The organism is Novosphingobium malaysiense, assembly GCF_000802225.1.
GTDB classification, from domain to species: Bacteria; Pseudomonadota; Alphaproteobacteria; order Sphingomonadales; family Sphingomonadaceae; genus Novosphingobium; species Novosphingobium malaysiense.
In genome coordinates this window covers 1,013,559-1,030,247 of sequence record NZ_JTDI01000003.1, presented here as the reverse complement: position 1 = coordinate 1,030,247, position 16,689 = coordinate 1,013,559, and the positions used below count along the sequence as shown (strand labels likewise).

The window sequence follows — 16,689 nt, the reverse complement described above, 5'->3', positions numbered from 1 at the left end:
GCGCTGTGACGCGCCTGTTCGAGCGGATCACGGGGCTGTTCGCCTTGTGGACGGTGCTGGGCGTGGGACTGGCGTGGTTTGAGCCGGACACGTTCCTATGGGTCGCGGACGGGCGGTTCCAGCCATTTGGTCAGCCGCTGATCAGCGTCATGCTCGGCGTGATCATGCTCGGCATGGGCATAACGCTGAGTTTCGACGACTTCCGGCGCGTTCTGGCACTGCCACGGCAAGTGCTGGCCGGCGTGTCCCTGCAGTTCACGGTGATGCCGCTGGCCGGGTTCGCCTCGGCCTGGACCTTCGGGCTGGAGCCGGGGCTGGCGGTCGGCCTGATCCTCGTCGCCTGCTGCCCAGGCGGCACGGCATCGAACGTGATCAGCTATCTCGCAAAGGCCAATGTCGCCCTGTCGGTAACGATGACGATGGCCTCCACGCTGGTCGCCATCGCGCTGACGCCGGTCCTGACCGGGTGGCTGGCCGGCGTTTTCATCGAGATCGACCGCTGGAACCTGTTTCGCGAAATGGTCGCAGTGGTCCTCGTGCCCGTGGTGGCCGGTGTGTTGCTGAATCGCTACCTGCCGCGGGCTACGCGCAAGCTCACGATCGTCTCGCCGTTCGTTTCGGTGGTGTTCGTGGTGCTCATCGTGGCGGGCATCATCGCCCGGTCCAAGCCGCTGATCGAAGCGCATGCCGGCGTGTTGCTGCTGGCCGTGTTCGCGCTGCATCTCACGGGCTTCGGCCTGGGCTACCTCGTGAGCCGCATGCTGCGGCTGAGCGAGGCCTCTGCACGAACCATCAGTATCGAGGTGGGCATGCAGAACAGTGGCCTGGGCGCGAGTCTGGCCTCAAGCCCGGCGTTCGCACGTCAGTTCCCCAGCACGATGCAGGCCGCTCTGGCACCCGTGCCGGCAGCCATCTCGGCCGTCATGCATGTCCTGATAGGAAGCCTGATGGCCTCGATCTGGAACCGCGCGCCTGCGCCGGTTCAAATGGACGAGGAAGCCTAGCTCAGGTTGCGTTATCGACGGTGTTGGCCGCCGATTCCAGATCTTGGCCGACACCGCGAACCGTGTTGCAGGCCGTGCTGCCCATGACCAGGCCGCCGGCAATCAAGATAAGAACGAATTTCCGAACCATCGCTTTGTTCCCAAGTGGATGGTTCGACCATAGGCGAAGGCCGGATCAATGGGAAGCGGCACGAACAGGCATCGCGCCGATGTCCATCGCTCCGGCCCGTTCGCTCAGTTGATCGCTTCGTCCCCGGCCTCACCGACGGATTCGATGTCCTGGCCGGCGCCCTTGACCGTGTTGCAGGCCGAGGCGGAGAAAACGATACCGCCCGCGATTGCTGCCAAAACCAATTTCTTGACCATCTTGCGTGTTCCTTCTCTGCAGCGGACCTCGACCGGACCGCTTGTTTGGAACGCAACTCGCAAGCCACGATCAGGTTCCCGCGGGCGTTTCCCGGGATACGCCCGTGTCCATCTCCTCGATGGCTCCGACGTCCATCGACGAAGTGGGAGATATGCGGCGCGAGAGGTAGCGTTCGCGCCAGGTGATGATCAGTCCCGCCGCGATGATCAGCGGGGCGCCCAGCGCCGTGGTATGCGGTGGAAGGCTGTCCCAGATCAGCCAGCCGTAGAAGGTCGCCCACATGAGCGACGTGTAATCCATCACGACCACCGTGGCGACCTGGCCGAAGCGCAGGGCAGCGGTGATGAGGAACTGGGCGATCGTGCCGGTGATGGCGATGGCGCCCAGCATGAGCCATTCGGTCCTGCCGTGCGGGCCCGCATAGAGCGGCAACAATGTCGCCGTCAGCAAGGCACCGTAAAAGGCGAACCAGAACACACAGGCGATCGGGGCCTCCGTGCGGGCGAGGTCGCGGATCTGGAAGCTGACGGCGGCGACGATCACGCCCGCGCCGAGGCCGGCGGCAATGCCCAGGGGCGCGACAGGGGCGCTGCCGGGCTGGGCGATCACCAGCACGCCGGCAAAGCCCAAGGCGACTGCCATCCAGCGCCACTTGCCGACCTTGTCGCGCAGGATCAGCGCCGTGATCAGCACGGCAAACAGGGGGGAAGTGAAACCCAGTGTCGTCGCTTCGGGCAGCGGCAGAAGCGTGGCCGCGCCGACATTGCAGCAAAGCCCCGCCGTTCCGGTGGTGGCGCGCAAGGCATGGCTTCCCATGCGCGTCGTGGCGAGCACGCCGACGCTGCGCGTGGCCAGCAGCCAGGCCAAGATCATCGGGACGCTCATCGCCTGCCGCCAGAAAATCAGTTCGGGCAGCGAGACACCGCGTTCGCTGGCGACCTTCATCAACATGAACATGGTGGACAGCATCACCATCGCCGCCAGCCTCAGGATAATGGCGAGCAGCGGACGGTCGTGCGAGGGGGGACGAGAAGGGGAGGTCACTGCGGGGGCTTTAACTCTGCCGCACAGGCAGGCAAGGGCCGGGCATGACGGATACCAACCGAATCATGGCAATCGCGGGTGCGGTGTCCGCATTGCTGGCAGCGCTCGCATGGATTCAGGATCGCAGACGCATCCGGCGGCGCAACCTCGACAGGGTGGGTTTCATGCCGTGGACGGCGATCTTCTTCTGGGCGCTGATGTCAGCGGTGCTCTTGCTTGGCTTGTCCGGCCGGGCCTTGCTCGGCGGCAATTGAGTAGGCCCGGCCGATCCGCCCTCCCGGAAGGAGGTGCGGCCAAGAGGGTTACAGGCAGGCTTCGAGGTAGGCCTGGTCGAAGCCGAACTGGCGCGCCTTTTCCAGCGTGTAGGGCCGCAGGCCCGAAGCGCGGAATTCGCCCAGGATCTTGCCGTCGTCGGTTTCGTCCAGATATTCGAACTTGAACAGTTCCTGGGTGACGATGACGTCGCCTTCCATGCCGATCACTTCGGTGATGTTGGTGGTGCGGCGCGAACCGTCGCGAAGACGCTTAACCTGCACGATGAGGTCCACCGATTCGGCGATCTGGCGGCTGATGGCTTCCTTGGGGATCTTGATGTCGCCCATCAGGATCATGTTTTCCATACGGCCCAGGCACTCGCGCGGGCTGTTGGCGTGAAGCGTACACATCGAGCCGTCGTGGCCGGTGTTCATGGCGGCGAGCAGGTCGAAGCACTCGGCGCCACGAATTTCGCCCAGGATGATGCGGTCCGGGCGCATACGCAGGGCGTTCTTGACGAGGTCGCCGATGGTGATCGCGCCCTGGCCTTCCAGGTTCGGCGGACGCGTTTCGAGCGGTAGCCAGTGCGGCTGCTGCAGGCGAAGTTCTGCGGCGTCTTCGATCGTCAGCACGCGCTCGCCCGGGTCGATCATCTTCGACAGGGCGTTGAGCATGGTCGTCTTGCCCGAGCCGGTACCGCCGGAGATGACGACGTTCATGCGGCAGGCGCCGGCGATTTTGAGCGCGGTCGCCATCTTTTCGCTCATCGAACCGAAGTCCTTGAGCATGTCGATGGTGATCGGCTTTTCGGAGAACTTACGAATCGAGATCGCGGTGCCCCGCAGCGAAAGCGGCGGGACGATCACGTTGACACGGCTGCCGTCCTTGAGACGGGCGTCGGCCAGCGGCGTGGTCTGGTCGACCCGGCGGCCGACCTGATTGACGATGCGCTGGGCGATCTGGAACAGGTGCTGCTCGTCGCGGAACTTGGTCGGCGCGAGCTGCAGCTTGCCCTTCTTTTCGATGTAGGTCTGGTTGGGTCCGTTGACCATGATGTCGGAGACATCCGGGTCGTTCAGCAGTTCCTCCAGCGGTCCGAAACCGAGAAGCTCGTCGATCAGGACCTTTTCCAGCGCGAACTGTTCGCGGCGGTTGAAGGTGATCTTGAGCTCGGCCAGCACCTCCATGATGATCGGCCGGAATTCCTCCGACAGTTCATCCTTGGTCAGGGTGGCGGCCGCTTCCGGGTCGACGCGTTCGAGCAGGCGTGGAAGCACCTGTTCCTTGATCTTGTGGATCGAGGCTTCGAAGCCGCCCTGCTCGGATTGCGAATCGTGCACCGCATTGGCGCGATCCGCCAGGCGCGTCATGGCATCTTCGCGAAGGTTCTGCGGCGCCGCCGCGCCATCGCCGCCCGGCAACGGCGGAAACTGGTCGCCGCCGCCCGGGATCGGTGCCGAGCCCGGATTGCCGGATGCGGGTGGTGGAGGGGCCTTTTCCTGGGCTCCACCCTTCAGGGGCTTGGCCACGCCGAAGGCAGGCCGCGAACCCTGTCCCATTCCGCCGATTCCGTTTCGCCGCCCGAATGCGCTCATAAGTCTTCCAACCTCTTTCACTGCCCCGGCCTGGGCCAGGCGTGTTTCATCGTGTTGAAAACCGATCATTAAGGTTGAAACTTTGATAACTTCCTAATGGCGTCGATATTGAAAGAGAAAGATATGGCGGGATTGTCCGCCGCTGCGAGGCCAGTCGTCAGGGACGCCGAGGGCTGCATTGGCGCTGTCGACCGGAGACGCTAGATAGCCTCCCATGACCGACGATGCATTGACCTGCTGGCTGTGCGCAAGGCCGTTGGGGCGCCGGGTCGAGTGGCATCACCCCGTACCCAAGAGCCGCGGCGGGCGCGATGTGGTGCCGGTCCATCCCATCTGTCACCGCACCATACATGCAAATTTCAGCAACGCGGAACTGGACCGGATCGGAAGCGATGGCCGAACCCTGCGCAAGTCACCCGCGATCGCGAAATTCGTTGCCTGGGTCGGCACCAAGCCGCCGGACTTTCACGCTCCGACAGCGCGCAGAAAGTGACTGCCCGAGCGGGGAGGCAAACGAAAGCGGGTGCCGCCAGCAATTGACGACACCCGCTTTGTAGTCAGCAATGTGTGTGGCGCTCAGCCTTCCACGTGCTCCGCGAGCACGGTCAGGCCGGCATCGCCGACTTCAGCAAAACCGCCGGTGATGCGGATCTGCTCGGGCGCGCCGTTTGCGGTCTTGTAGACCTGCAGCGCGCCGTCGGCGATCGTCGACATGAAGGGCGCATGGCCCTCCAGCACGCCGAACTCGCCTTCCGTACCGGGGACGACCACCATGTGGACGTCCTCGGAACGGACGAGCTTCGCCGGCGTGACGAGTTCGAAGTGCAGAGCCATGGCCTCAGGCGTCCTCGGCCAGCTTCTTGGCTTTCGCGACGGCTTCTTCGATGCCGCCGACCATGTAGAAGGCGTCTTCCGGCAGGTGGTCGTACTCGCCGTCGACGACAGCCTTGAACGACTTCACGGTGTCTTCGAGCTGCACGAACTTGCCCGGGATGTTGGTGAAGACCTCGGCAACGTGGAACGGCTGCGAGAGGAACTTCTGGATCTTGCGGGCGCGCGCCACGGTGAGCTTATCTTCTTCCGAAAGCTCGTCCATGCCGAGAATGGCGATGATGTCCTGCAGCGACTTGTACTTCTGCAGCGTTTCCTGGACCTTGCGGGCCGTCTCGTAGTGCTCGTTGCCGACGACGCGCGGCTCGAGAACGCGCGAGGTGGAGTCGAGCGGGTCGACCGCCGGGTAGATGCCCAGCTCGGAGATGGCGCGGTTCAGCGTGGTCGTTGCGTCCAGGTGGGCGAACGAGGTGGCCGGCGCCGGGTCGGTAAGGTCGTCGGCCGGAACGTAGATGGCCTGAACCGACGTGATCGAGCCCTTGGTGGTCGAGGTGATGCGTTCCTGCAGCGCGCCCATGTCGGTCGACAGGGTCGGCTGATAGCCCACGGCCGAAGGAATACGGCCGAGCAGGGCCGACACTTCGGCGCCCGCCTGGGTGAAGCGGAAGATGTTGTCGACGAAGAAGAGAACGTCCTGGCCTTCCTGGTCGCGGAAGTACTCGGCCATGGTCAGGCCCGAGAGCGCGACGCGGGCACGGGCGCCCGGGGGTTCGTTCATCTGACCGAACACGAGGGCCACCTTCGAACCTTCCGAAATGGCGTTGCCTTCGGCGTCCTTGGCAATGACGTCGGCGTCGAGGAACTCATGGTAGAGGTCGTTGCCTTCGCGGGTACGCTCACCGACACCGGCGAACACGGACACGCCGCCGTGGCCCTTCGCGATGTTGTTGATGAGTTCCTGGATAAGCACGGTCTTGCCGACGCCGGCGCCGCCGAACAGGCCGATCTTGCCGCCCTTGGCGTAAGGCGCGAGAAGGTCGATGACCTTGATGCCGGTGACCAGGATCGCCGCTTCGGTCGATTGCTCGATGAAGTCCGGGGCCTTGGCGTGGATCGGGGCGTGCATGTCCGAACCGATCGGGCCGCGCTCGTCGATCGGCTCGCCGACGACGTTCATGATGCGGCCGAGCGTCTTGGGGCCGACCGGCACCGAGATCTGCTTGCCGGTGTTGGTCACGTCCTGGCCGCGGGTGAGGCCGTCGGTGCCGTCCATGGCGATGGTGCGGACGGTGTTCTCGCCCAGGTGTTGGGCAACTTCGAGAACCAGCGTCTGACCGTTGTTGTCGGTCTCGAGCGCGGTGAGGATGGCCGGCAGCTCGCCTTCGAAGGTCACGTCGACGACGGCGCCGATGACCTGGCTGATCTTGCCGGTCGTGGTCTGGTTAAGCACGGGTGCGGTGGCCATTTTTCTGTCCTTGCCTGCGATGCCTTAGAGCGCTTCCGCGCCGGCGATGATTTCAACGAGTTCGGTGGTGATCGCAGCCTGACGGGTGCGATTGTAGACGATGGTAAGCTTGTCGATCAGTTCGCCGGCATTGCGCGTCGCGTTGTCCATGGCGGTCATCGACGCACCCTGTTCGGACGCTGCGTTCTCCAGCAGCGCGCCGAAGATCTGCGTCTTCAGGTAGCGCGGGAGAAGCGCGGCGAGGATTTCTTCCTCTTCCGGTTCGTATTCGGTCACCGCGTCGGAACCGGTCGCGGCTTCCTTCGGGGCCGGAACCGGGATGATCTGCATGCCGGTCGGTTCCTGCAGCAGGGCCGAGCGGAACTTCGAGAAGAACAGGTGCGCAACGTCGAACTTGCCGTCCTCGTACATGGCGACGAGTTCGTCGGCGACGCGTTCCGCCTCGTTGAAGCCGGGATCGCGTACGTCCGTGGTATCGAACATGTGAGCGATCTGCTTGGGGTGTTCGCGCTTGATCACTGCACGGCCCTTGCGGCCGATGAGGTAGAACAGCACGGTCTTGCCCTCTGCCTCAAGCTCGCGCGCCTTGGCCCGGGCGGCCTTGACGATGTTCGAGTTGAACGCGCCGCACAGGCCCTTGTCCGAGTTCGCGACGACGAGCAGGTGAACCTGATCGCTGCCGGTGCCGGCAAGCAGCTTGGGCGAGTTCTCGCTCACCGTGATCTTGCTGGCGAGCGAGCCCATCACCTCGGCGAGGCGGGCGGCGTACGGACGCGCGGACTCCGCGGCGGCCTGCGCCTTGCGCAGCTTGGCCGCGGCGACCATCTGCTTGGCCTTGGTGATCTTCTGGGTCGATTTGACCGAGTTGATGCGGCCTTTGAGTTCCTTGAGCGATGCCACTCGTTTCTCTCCGTTTCATCGTTCCGGCCGAAACCGGAACGATGGGGATCAGGTCAGTCTCAGGCGAACTGCTTGGCGAAGGCGTCGAGCGCCGCGACGGTCTTGTCCTTGATCTCGCCTTCGAACTTCTGCGTGTTGCGGATTTCCGCCAGAACGTCGGCATGTTCCGAACGCATGAAGCTGAGCATTTCGGCTTCGTATTCGGTCACCTTGTCGACCGGGAGCTTGTCGAGATAACCGTTGGTGCCGGCGAAGATCGAGACGGTCTGCTCTTCGAACGGCAGCGGCGAGAACTGCGGCTGCTTGAGCAGCTCGGTCAGACGCGCACCGCGGTTGAGCAGCTTCTGCGTCGACGCATCGAGGTCCGAACCGAACTGCGCGAAGGCCGCCATTTCGCGGTACTGCGCCAGCTCCAGCTTGATCGAACCGGCAACCTTCTTCATCGCCTTGGTCTGGGCCGAACCGCCGACGCGGCTGACCGAGAGGCCGACGTTGATGGCCGGACGCACGCCCTGGTAGAACAGGCCGGTTTCAAGGAAGATCTGGCCGTCGGTGATCGAGATCACGTTGGTCGGAATGTAGGCCGAAACGTCGCCGGCCTGGGTTTCGATGATCGGCAGAGCGGTCAGCGAACCGGCGCCCATCTCGTCGTTCATCTTCGCGGCGCGCTCAAGCAGGCGGCTGTGCAGGTAGAACACGTCGCCCGGGTAGGCTTCACGGCCCGGCGGACGGCGAAGCAGCAGCGACATCTGGCGGTAGGCGACGGCCTGCTTGGAAAGGTCGTCGTACACGATCACGGCGTGCATGCCGTTGTCGCGGAAGAACTCACCCATCGCGGCGCCGGTGTAGGGCGCGAGGTACTGCAGCGGAGCGGGCTCCGAAGCGGTCGCGGCGATGATGATGGAGTATTCCATCGCGCCGTTTTCCTCGAGCTGACGCACGATCTGCGCGACGGTCGAGCGCTTCTGGCCGACGGCGACGTAGATGCAGTAGAGCTTCTTGCTCTCGTCGTCGCCCGAGTTCGGACCCTTCTGGTTGATGAAGGTGTCGATGGCGACGGCGGTCTTGCCGGTCTGACGGTCACCGATGATCAGCTCGCGCTGGCCGCGGCCGACGGGAACGAGAGCGTCGATGGCCTTGAGGCCGGTCTGCACGGGCTCGTGTACCGACTTACGCGGGATGATGCCAGGAGCCTTGGCTTCGACGCGCGCGCGCTTGTCGGCGACGATCGGGCCCTTGCCGTCGATCGGGTTGCCGAGAGCGTCCACCACGCGGCCCAGCAGGCCCTTGCCGACGGGAACGTCGACGATGGTGTTGGTGCGCTTGACGGTGTCGCCTTCCTTGATCTCGGCGTCCGAGCCGAAGATCACGACGCCGACGTTGTCGGCTTCGAGGTTGAGCGCCATGCCCTGAACGCCGTTGGCGAACTCGACCATTTCACCGGCCTGGACGTTGTCGAGGCCGTGAATGCGGGCGATGCCGTCACCGACCGACAGAACCGAGCCGACTTCGGAAACCTGTGCTTCGGTGCCGAAGCTGGCGATCTGGTCCTTGATGACCTTCGAGATTTCTGCTGCGCGGATATCCATTGTTCTGCCTTTCTTAGCCCTTCATGGCCTGGGCGAGCGAATTGAGACGAGTGCGGATCGAGCTGTCGATGCGCTTGGAGCCGATAGTGACGACGAGACCGCCAAGCAGGTCGGGGTCCACGCTCGTCTTCATCTTTACATTGCGACCTTCGCGCACTTCCAGCTTCTGGCGCAGCTGTTCGACCTGTTCGTCGCTCAGCGCGTGGGCGGAAGTGACTTCTGCCGTCGCTTCGCCGCGCTGGGCGGCGGCGATGGCAGTGAAGGCGCGAATGATTTCGGGCAGGGCGGACAGGCGGCGATTGCCGGCCAGGACGCCCAGGAAATTCTTGGTGAGCGGCGAGAGGCCCAGCACGTCGGCAACGGCTTCCATTGCCTTGCCGGCCGCGTCGCGGCTGATCTGCGGATTGCGAATCAGGGCGCCGAAATCAGCGCTCTCCTTGATGGCTTCGCCAATCTTATCGAGGTCGGTCTCGACCGCCGATACGGTGCCGTTTTCACTGGCAAGGTCAAACAGCGCCGAAGCGTAGCGCCCTTGCAAGCTGGCTTTAATGCCGCCGGAATTCTCCACGCGTGTCCTATCCTTACATCGGGTGGGCTGAGGCACTTGGGGACGCAACATAACACCGTGCCCCCCGGCCCGCAGACGGGGCGCGCATAGCGACGATATTGTTGCGATGCAAGGCGCCCCTTGACCACTACCGACAATGCTCGCCCGTGCGGTTTGAAAGCAACAGGCGGGAAGCGCAGGCGCGTGCAATGCTTAATGGGTTCTGGTGACACCGAAAAGGAGTTGCCCGTGACCTATAGAATTGCCGGCTTATCCCGCGAAACCTTTGCCCGCTATTTCGCGATGACCACCGCGGAACTCGCACGGTCGGGCGCAAGACGGGTCACCGCAGATGCCGATAGAGGCTTTCCCTGCCGCGTCAGCCTAGAGGATGCACGCAGGGGCGAGAGCCTGATTCTGCTCAACTTCGTGAGCCACGACGTCGCCAATCCCTATCGTACCGCTTATGCGATATATGTGAGGGAAGCGGCGCGAGAGCCAGAGGCCTGGGTCGATCGACTGCCTCCAGTCTTCGCGGGGCGGCCACTTTCACTTCGCGGATTCGACTTGGCTGGGGATCTGGTATGCGCCAGGCTGACAATGCCCGGTGAAACGGAGCAGGGGATTCGCGACCTGTTTGCCGATAGGCGGATCGCTTGCATCCACGCCCACAATGCCGCCTATGGATGTTTCGCGGCGCGGATAGAGCGTCATGGAGACGATGCGTGATGTGTGCTCAACCGGCAGTGGACGACGACCGCGCGTGGCAGGCGGTGATGTCCCGGGACAAGGCCTTCGACGGGCGATTCGTCACCGGCGTGCTCACGACCGGGATATATTGCCGTCCGTCCTGCTCGGCGCGCCATCCTCGCCGGGAGAACGTGCGCTTCTTTGCAGGACCCGAAGCGGCAGAGGCCGCCGGGCTGCGTCCCTGTCTGCGGTGCCGGCCCAATGAAGCCTCGCGCGATGAAGAAGCCATCTCGCGCGCGCTGCAACTGCTTGGCGCGGCGGAACAGCCTCCGGCGTTGGCGGAACTGGCCGAGGTGGTGGGATACAGCCCGGCGCATTTCCAGCGCGTGTTCAAGCGCGCCGTGGGCCTCTCTCCGGCCCAATACATGCGCGCGCGGCGCATGGCGCTGGCAGGCGAAGCGTTGAGTGCCGGTGCCAGCGTGACCGAAGCGATCTACGAGGCGGGGTTCGGCGCATCCTCGCGATTCTACGAAGCGAGCGAAGGGAGAATGGGGATGGCGCCCTCTGCATGGCGCGATGGCGGGCTGGGCGTGACGATTCGCTGGACGGTGGTGCCGTCCACCCTGGGGCCAATGCTCGTTGCGGCAACCGACAAGGGTGTGTGCCGCCTGTCCTTCGCGGAGGGCCGGGAGGAACTGGCCGAGCGTTTCCCCAACGCCGAGTTGGTCGAAGGCGGAGAGGACTTTGCCAAGCTGGTCGAGCAGGTCGTGTCCGCCGTCGAGCAACCGGGAAGGAGCCGGGCTATCCCGCTCGATGTGCGGGGTACGGCGTTTCAGGAAGCCGTGTGGCAGGAATTGCAGCGAATCCCGGCCGGTGAGACGCGCACTTACGCCCAGATCGCCGCGGCGATCGGCAAGCCGGGCGCCGTTCGGGCGGCGGGCACAGCCAATGGAGCGAACAACGTGGCCGTGTTGATCCCGTGCCATCGCGTGATCCGCACAGACGGCTCGGTGGGCGGCTATGCTTATGGCGAGGAGATCAAGCGGGAACTTCTGCGCCGGGAGCGCGAAGGTTCGGTCTAGTCGCGGGCCCAGGTCTTGCCGGCCGGTTTGAGCGACTTGAGGAAGACCTCGGCGGTATCCAGGTAGGCCTTGCGCTTGTCGGCATCCATCCGGTCCCAGTTCGAATAGACCCGCGATATCCGGCGGTTCTTCTCGAACAGGGTGCGGTGGCGGTCCATGAAGTGCCAGTAGAGCGAATTGAAGGGGCACGAGTCTTCGCCGGTCTTCTTCGAGACCGTGTAGCGGCAATCCCCGCAGTAGTCGGACATCTTGTTGATGTAGTTGCCGCTTGCCGCATAAGGCTTGGAGGCCAGCCGGCCCTTGTCCGCCCATAGCGCCATGGCGGCGACATTGGGCAGCTCTACCCATTCGTAGGCATCGGCATAGACGACGAGGAACCAGTCCTCGACCTGCTGCGGCTCGATCCCGGCGATCAGTGCGAAGTTGCCGAGCACCATCAGCCGCTGGATGTGATGCGCATGCGCATTCTCGCGCGTCGAGCGGACGCAGTCGGCGATGCAGCGCATGTCCGTCTCGCCGGTCCAGTAGAACTCGGGCAGCGCGCGCCGCGCTTGCAGCGCATTGGCCGAGCGCAGCGTGGGCATGTCGAGCCAGTAGATACCGCGGACGTATTCGCGCCAGCCGATGATCTGGCGAATGAACCCCTCGACCGCATTCAGCGGCGCGTCGCCCGCGTGATAGGCCTGCTCGGCGCGCCGGCAGCAGTCGAGCGGATCGAGCAGCCCGAGATTGATCGAGGTGGACAGGAGCGAGTGGTAGAGGTCGTCCTGCCCGTGGACCATCGCGTCCTGATACTTGCCGAACTCGGGTAGGCGTTCAGCAATGAACGCGTCGAGAGCCTCGTCCGCCTGATCGGACGTGACCGGCCAGCCGAACCGGTCGAGATCGCCGAAGTGATCGGCGCATTCGCTCTGCACCATCTCGATCACTTCGCAGGTCATGTTGTCGGGCTCGAAGCGCGGTGTCGGTGACGGGTCCATGTCCTCGTCAGGCGAGGCGCGGTTCTGTTTGTCGTAGTTCCATTCGCCGCCTTCGGGACCGTCGCCGTACATGAGCAGGCCGGTCCGGCGGCGCATGTCGCGGTAGAAGCTCTCCATCAGCAGGCTATTGCGCCCGTCCGCCCAGTTGCGGAAATCCACGATCGAGCAGACGAAGCGGTCGTCGGGTAGGATCTCGACATCGATGTCGAAGTCATCTGCCCAGGCATCCATCATCTCGCGCACGCGCAGTTCGCCGGGTTCGACGACGCGGATACGGTCGGGCGAATGGCGCTTTACCGCCCGCTCGACTTCACCGCTGAAGCTGCCGGTGTTGTCCTTGTCGGTCAGCTTCACATAGTCGACCTGCCAGCCGGCCTTCTCCAGCTTGGCGGCAAAGTGGCGCATGGCCGAGAGGATCAGCGCGATCTTCTGCTTGTGGTGTTTGACGTAAGTGGTCTCGTCGCGGACCTCCATCATCAGCACCACGGTATCGGCCTTGGTCTGGCCGCGCAGCGAGGCGAGAGTGCGCGTCAGCTGGTCGCCGAGGATCGGAACGAGAGTCTTGCCTGCCATGGGAAGCCTAACCGGTCAGCGCGCGCTTTGTGCCGTTACACGAAGCTATAGGGATCGATATCGATGCTGACGCGCACGCCGCGCGGGAATTGCAGCGGCTCCAGCCAGTCGCGCAGGGCCTTCTGCAATTCTGCGGAGCGACGCGCATTGATCAGCAGACGGAAGCGGTGGCGTCCGCGCAGCAGCGAGAGCGGGGCAGGGGCGGGGCCGAGAACCAGCATGTCCGGCAGGTTCGGCGCGGTGCCACCGATGGCGCGGGCAGCGGAAAGCGCCTCTGCCTGATCCTCCGAGCTGACGATAATCGCGGCCCAGCGCCCGAACGGTGGGGCCCCGGCTTCGCGGCGCGATTCGGTTTCGGCGGCGTAGAAGGCATCGCGGTCGCCGTTGGCCAGCGCGGCGATGACGGCGGCTTCGGGATGGCGCGTCTGGATCAGAACTTCGCCCGGCTTCTCGCCGCGCCCTGCACGGCCGGCAACCTGTGCGACCTGCTGGTAGGTCCGCTCCGCCGCGCGCAAGTCGCCGCCTTCCAGCCCGAGATCGGCATCGACGACGCCGACAAGCGTCAGTTCGGGGAAGTGGTAGCCCTTGGTGACGAGCTGCGTGCCGATGATCACGTCGATGGCCCCGCCCTCGGCCTTGGCGACGAATTCGCCGATCGCTTCCGGGGTGTTCATCGTGTCCGAGGTGACAAGTGCCGTCCGCGCCTCGGGCAGGATTTCGGCCACTTCATCGGCAATGCGCTCCACCCCCGGCCCGCAGGCGACGAGGCAGTCTGCCGTGCCGCATTCGGGGCAGGCATCGGGCACGGGCACTTCGTGGCCGCAGTGGTGGCAGGCGAGGCGCTGTGAGAAGCGGTGTTCCACCAGCCACGCGGTGCAATTGGGGCACTGGAAGCGGTAGCCGCAATGGCGGCACAGCGTCAGCGGCGCATAGCCTCGCCGGTTGAGGAACAGCAGCGACTGTTCGCCGCGCGCCAGCCGGTCCTTCATTTCCTCGACGAGCCGGGGCGCCAGCCAGCGGCCGCGCTCGGGCACTTCCTTGCGCAAGTCGATGATCTCGATCTCGGGCAGCATGGCCCCGCCGAAACGGTCGGGCAGTTCGATCTTGCGATAGACCCCGGCCTCGGCGAGCTGCATCGATTCGAGCGCAGGCGTGGCGCTGGCGAGAATCACCGGAATCGCTTCGAACTTGGCGCGGATCACGGCGACGTCGCGCGCATTGTAGCGCACGCCGTCGTCCTGCTTGAACGAGACTTCGTGCGCCTCGTCCACCACGATGAGGCCGAGGCTGGCGTAAGGCAGGAACAGCGCCGAGCGCGCGCCGACGACGACTTGCGCCTCGCCATGCACGATGGCGCGCCAGGCTCGCCGCCGCTCGCTGGACTTGACCGAGGAGTGCCACAGGATCGGCGCGACGCCGAAGCGCTGCTCGAAGCGGCGCAGGAAGTTTTCGGTCAGCGCGATCTCGGGCAGCAGGACGAGCACTTGCCGGCCCAGGCGCAAGGCTTCGGCCACGGCCTCGAAATAACACTCGGTCTTGCCGGAACCTGTCACACCATCGAGCAGGAAGGGCGCGAAGGCATGATCCTTGACCGCCGCCACGAACGTATCGGCTGCTTCCTTCTGCGCCTCGCTGAGCTTGGGTACGGCGAAGTCGGGGCGGGCAGGGGGGTAGGGGCGGTCGAGATCGACAGTCACCGGCTCCAGCAGCCCCGCACCGACCATACCGCGCAGCACGCCTTCGGATACGCTCGCCAATTCGGCCAGTTCGCGGATCGAGCCCTGTTCGCCCTGCAGCGCGTCGAGCGCCGCGGCGCGCTGCGGCGTCATCCGCTTGGGTTCCTCCCCCGTCAGGCGGTATTCGGTGGTTGTCCCGCCGCCGCGCAGCGCCGCCGTGCTGCCGAGCGCCATGCGCGCGACCGACGACAGCGGAGCGCAGTAATAGTCCGCCGTCCATTCGATCAGCCGCCGAAGCTGCGCCGGCAGCGGCGGCACGGGCAGCACTTCCAGCAGCGGCCGCAATTTGGATGCGGGCACATCCTGCGCATTCAGGCGTTCCGCTTCCCAGACAATGCCCAGCACTTGGCGCGGCCCCAGCGGGGCGACGACGACCGAGCCGTATTCGACCGTCATTCCCTGCGGTACACGGTAGTCGAGAACGCCCAGTGCGGCATTGAAAACAAGGAGTCGGACGCGTTCCATCGGCCTTGCATATAGGCATCGGTCGCTCCGGAGGTGAAGGAGGTGTGCATGCAAGACTGGGGATCGGATGAATTTGCACTGGGGCGCCGCGCGCTGCTGGCCGGACTTTTCGCATCGGGAGCACTGGCCGTGTCCGGCTGTGCCTCCATCGAGAAGATGAGCTACGTTGAAGTTGTGCAGCGGCTGCTTCGCCATTCCACCCAGCGCGCCTTTGCACGGCTGACCGAGCCGGATGGCTTCTGGGACAGCGCCGTTGCCCGCATCGACCTGCCGGTCCTCTTCGGCAAGCCCGGCACGCTCGCCGGGGCCGTACTGAGGTCGCCGGCCTTCCGCGAGAAGCTGCAGCACGAACTCAACAATCTTGCCGAGGATGGCGCCCGCAAGGCCGCGCCTGTCGTGGCTGAAGCGGTCCGCACCATATCCATCAGGGATGCGCTGGCGCTGATCCGGGGCGGCAAGACTGCGGCAACCACTTTCCTGCGTCAGGCCATGGGTTCGGCACTGGTCAACGCGATGATTCCCGAACTCGACAAGGCCATGCGCCTTGCCGACAACCCGATCCTCAACCAGGCCATTTCCGCACTTTCCGGAGTAAACGTCAGCGATGCCGCGCATGCCCTTGCGCTCGATGCGGACAACGCCATCTGGTACGAGATCGGCGCCAGCGAAGCGGCCATCCGCGAGGATCCGGCCTCGACCAACGACCCCGTGCTGATTGCCGGACTGAAAGGGTTCTAGCCGCGCCGGGCCCGCTTCCCTATAGCGCGCCGGAGACTCGTCACTTCAGGATCGCACCATGAAATTCTTCGTCGACACCGCCGAAATCGCCGACATCAAGGAGCTTGCCGATACCGGTCTGCTCGATGGCGTCACCACCAACCCCTCGCTGATCGCCAAGTCCGGCCGTGATTTCATGGAAGTCACCAAGGAAATCTGCGGCATCGTGCACGGCCCGGTCAGCGCCGAAGTCGTCGCGCTGGACCATGCCGGGATGATGCGCGAGGCCGAAGTGCTGCGCAAGATTGCCGACAACGTGTGCATCAAGGTGCCGCTGACGGTCGATGGCCTCAAGACCTGCAAGAAGCTCACCGGCGACGGCACGATGGTCAACGTCACGCTGTGCTTCTCGGCCAATCAGGCGCTGCTCGCTGCCAAGGCCGGCGCGACGTTCATCTCGCCGTTCATCGGTCGCCATGACGACAATGGCTTCGATGGCATGGACCTGATCCGCGACATCCGCCTGATCTACGACAACTACGCCTTCGAAACCGAAATCCTCGCCGCATCCATCCGCCACGGCATGCACGTGCTCGAAGCCGCCAGGATCGGTGCCGATGTGATGACGGCGCCACCGGCCGTCATCAAGGGCCTGTTCAAGCACGTGCTGACTGAAAAGGGCATCGAAGGCTTCCTTGCAGACTGGGCGAAGACTGGCCAGTCGATCTGAGATCGCGCCGACATCCTTCGACAGGCTCAGGATGAGCGGAGGTAGGGATACATACCCTTCCAAAACCGCTCGGGCTGAGCTTGTCGAAGTCCTATTGCGAATACTGGCGCATCGTCCAT

The 16,689-nt window shown here is 64.5% G+C and carries 18 protein-coding genes; 7 read left to right on the top strand and 11 right to left on the bottom strand.

The genetic code is table 11. The features are described 5' to 3' along the window. The first annotated feature begins 5 nt into the window (after positions 1 to 5). Positions 6 to 1,004 (top strand): bile acid:sodium symporter family protein, encoded by a 999-nt coding sequence (locus tag LK12_RS12780; RefSeq protein WP_039284287.1) that lies wholly within the window; start codon positions 6 to 8, stop codon positions 1,002 to 1,004. A 1-nt stretch (position 1,005) separates the two neighbouring features. Here the strand turns inward: LK12_RS12780 and LK12_RS25175 are convergent, their stop codons facing one another. From LK12_RS25175 to LK12_RS12770, 3 genes are all read right to left on the bottom strand, one after another. Next, positions 1,006 to 1,134, bottom strand: coding sequence for an entericidin A/B family lipoprotein (locus tag LK12_RS25175; RefSeq protein WP_082010481.1), 129 nt, complete (start codon positions 1,132 to 1,134; stop codon positions 1,006 to 1,008). A 104-nt stretch (positions 1,135 to 1,238) separates the two neighbouring features. Next, on the bottom strand, positions 1,239 to 1,370 hold the full coding sequence (locus tag LK12_RS12775) for an entericidin A/B family lipoprotein (protein ID WP_039284284.1): 132 nt from the start codon (positions 1,368 to 1,370) through the stop codon (positions 1,239 to 1,241). A 70-nt stretch (positions 1,371 to 1,440) separates the two neighbouring features. Further along, the gene (locus tag LK12_RS12770; protein WP_331454141.1) at positions 1,441 to 2,415 is read right to left on the bottom strand and encodes a DMT family transporter; all 975 of its coding nucleotides are present in this window, start codon (positions 2,413 to 2,415) and stop codon (positions 1,441 to 1,443) included. 44 nt (positions 2,416 to 2,459) lie between these two features. On the opposite strand from LK12_RS12770, the gene LK12_RS12765 reads away from it, so the two are divergent. Further along, on the top strand, positions 2,460 to 2,669 hold the full coding sequence (locus tag LK12_RS12765) for a hypothetical protein (RefSeq protein ID WP_039284281.1): 210 nt from the start codon (positions 2,460 to 2,462) through the stop codon (positions 2,667 to 2,669). A 48-nt stretch (positions 2,670 to 2,717) separates the two neighbouring features. Here LK12_RS12765 and LK12_RS12760 read toward each other — a convergent pair whose 3' ends face one another. Continuing rightward, the gene (locus tag LK12_RS12760) at positions 2,718 to 4,265 is read right to left on the bottom strand and encodes a CpaF family protein (protein ID WP_039284279.1); all 1,548 of its coding nucleotides are present in this window, start codon (positions 4,263 to 4,265) and stop codon (positions 2,718 to 2,720) included. Positions 4,266 to 4,479: 214 nt separating this feature from the next. Between LK12_RS12760 and LK12_RS12755 the strand changes: the two genes are divergently transcribed. Next, on the top strand, positions 4,480 to 4,758 hold the full coding sequence (locus tag LK12_RS12755; RefSeq protein ID WP_039284277.1) for an HNH endonuclease: 279 nt from the start codon (positions 4,480 to 4,482) through the stop codon (positions 4,756 to 4,758). An 83-nt stretch (positions 4,759 to 4,841) separates the two neighbouring features. Here the strand turns inward: LK12_RS12755 and LK12_RS12750 are convergent, their stop codons facing one another. The 5 genes from LK12_RS12750 to LK12_RS12730 are packed head-to-tail and all read right to left on the bottom strand — an operon-like array spanning position 4,842 to position 9,618. Continuing rightward, positions 4,842 to 5,099 (bottom strand): ATP synthase F1 subunit epsilon, encoded by a 258-nt coding sequence (locus tag LK12_RS12750; RefSeq protein ID WP_039284274.1) that lies wholly within the window; start codon positions 5,097 to 5,099, stop codon positions 4,842 to 4,844. Between the two features lie 4 nt (positions 5,100 to 5,103). Continuing rightward, positions 5,104 to 6,561, bottom strand: coding sequence for a F0F1 ATP synthase subunit beta (atpD, locus tag LK12_RS12745; RefSeq protein ID WP_039284271.1), 1,458 nt, complete (start codon positions 6,559 to 6,561; stop codon positions 5,104 to 5,106). A gap of 24 nt (positions 6,562 to 6,585) precedes the next feature. Then, positions 6,586 to 7,461, bottom strand: a complete 876-nt coding sequence (locus LK12_RS12740) for a F0F1 ATP synthase subunit gamma (RefSeq protein WP_039284269.1) — start codon at positions 7,459 to 7,461, stop codon at positions 6,586 to 6,588. Positions 7,462 to 7,520: 59 nt separating this feature from the next. After that, positions 7,521 to 9,050, bottom strand: coding sequence for a F0F1 ATP synthase subunit alpha (gene atpA / locus LK12_RS12735; RefSeq protein WP_039284265.1), 1,530 nt, complete (start codon positions 9,048 to 9,050; stop codon positions 7,521 to 7,523). A gap of 13 nt (positions 9,051 to 9,063) precedes the next feature. Then, on the bottom strand, positions 9,064 to 9,618 hold the full coding sequence (locus tag LK12_RS12730; RefSeq protein WP_039284263.1) for a F0F1 ATP synthase subunit delta: 555 nt from the start codon (positions 9,616 to 9,618) through the stop codon (positions 9,064 to 9,066). A 228-nt stretch (positions 9,619 to 9,846) separates the two neighbouring features. On the opposite strand from LK12_RS12730, the gene LK12_RS12725 reads away from it, so the two are divergent. Both LK12_RS12725 and ada read left to right on the top strand, forming a co-directional pair. Further along, positions 9,847 to 10,326 carry a DUF1203 domain-containing protein gene (locus LK12_RS12725; RefSeq protein ID WP_039285304.1) on the top strand — a complete coding sequence of 160 codons (480 nt, stop codon included), beginning with the start codon at positions 9,847 to 9,849 and terminating at the stop codon, positions 10,324 to 10,326. After that, positions 10,326 to 11,369: a bifunctional DNA-binding transcriptional regulator/O6-methylguanine-DNA methyltransferase Ada gene (gene ada, locus LK12_RS12720; protein WP_039284261.1), complete on the top strand. Its 1,044-nt coding sequence runs from the start codon at positions 10,326 to 10,328 to the stop codon at positions 11,367 to 11,369. Before LK12_RS12725 ends, ada begins: the two co-directional genes overlap by 1 nt. Here ada and LK12_RS12715 read toward each other — a convergent pair. Together LK12_RS12715 and LK12_RS12710 are read right to left on the bottom strand one after the other, a co-directional pair. Further along, a complete protein-coding gene (locus LK12_RS12715; protein ID WP_039284257.1) occupies positions 11,366 to 12,922 on the bottom strand; it encodes a cryptochrome/photolyase family protein in 1,557 nt (518 codons plus the stop codon). The genes ada and LK12_RS12715 overlap by 4 nt on opposite strands. 35 nt (positions 12,923 to 12,957) lie before the next feature. After that, the gene (locus LK12_RS12710) at positions 12,958 to 15,123 is read right to left on the bottom strand and encodes a primosomal protein N' (protein ID WP_039284253.1); all 2,166 of its coding nucleotides are present in this window, start codon (positions 15,121 to 15,123) and stop codon (positions 12,958 to 12,960) included. A gap of 48 nt (positions 15,124 to 15,171) precedes the next feature. On the opposite strand from LK12_RS12710, the gene LK12_RS12705 reads away from it, so the two are divergent. Then, entirely contained in the window at positions 15,172 to 15,861 is a 690-nt protein-coding gene (locus tag LK12_RS12705; RefSeq protein ID WP_039284251.1) for a DUF4197 domain-containing protein, read from the top strand. Positions 15,862 to 15,919: 58 nt separating this feature from the next. Continuing rightward, positions 15,920 to 16,570, top strand: a complete 651-nt coding sequence (gene fsa, locus LK12_RS12700) for a fructose-6-phosphate aldolase (protein ID WP_039284247.1) — start codon at positions 15,920 to 15,922, stop codon at positions 16,568 to 16,570. Positions 16,571 to 16,689: the final 119 nt, after the last annotated feature.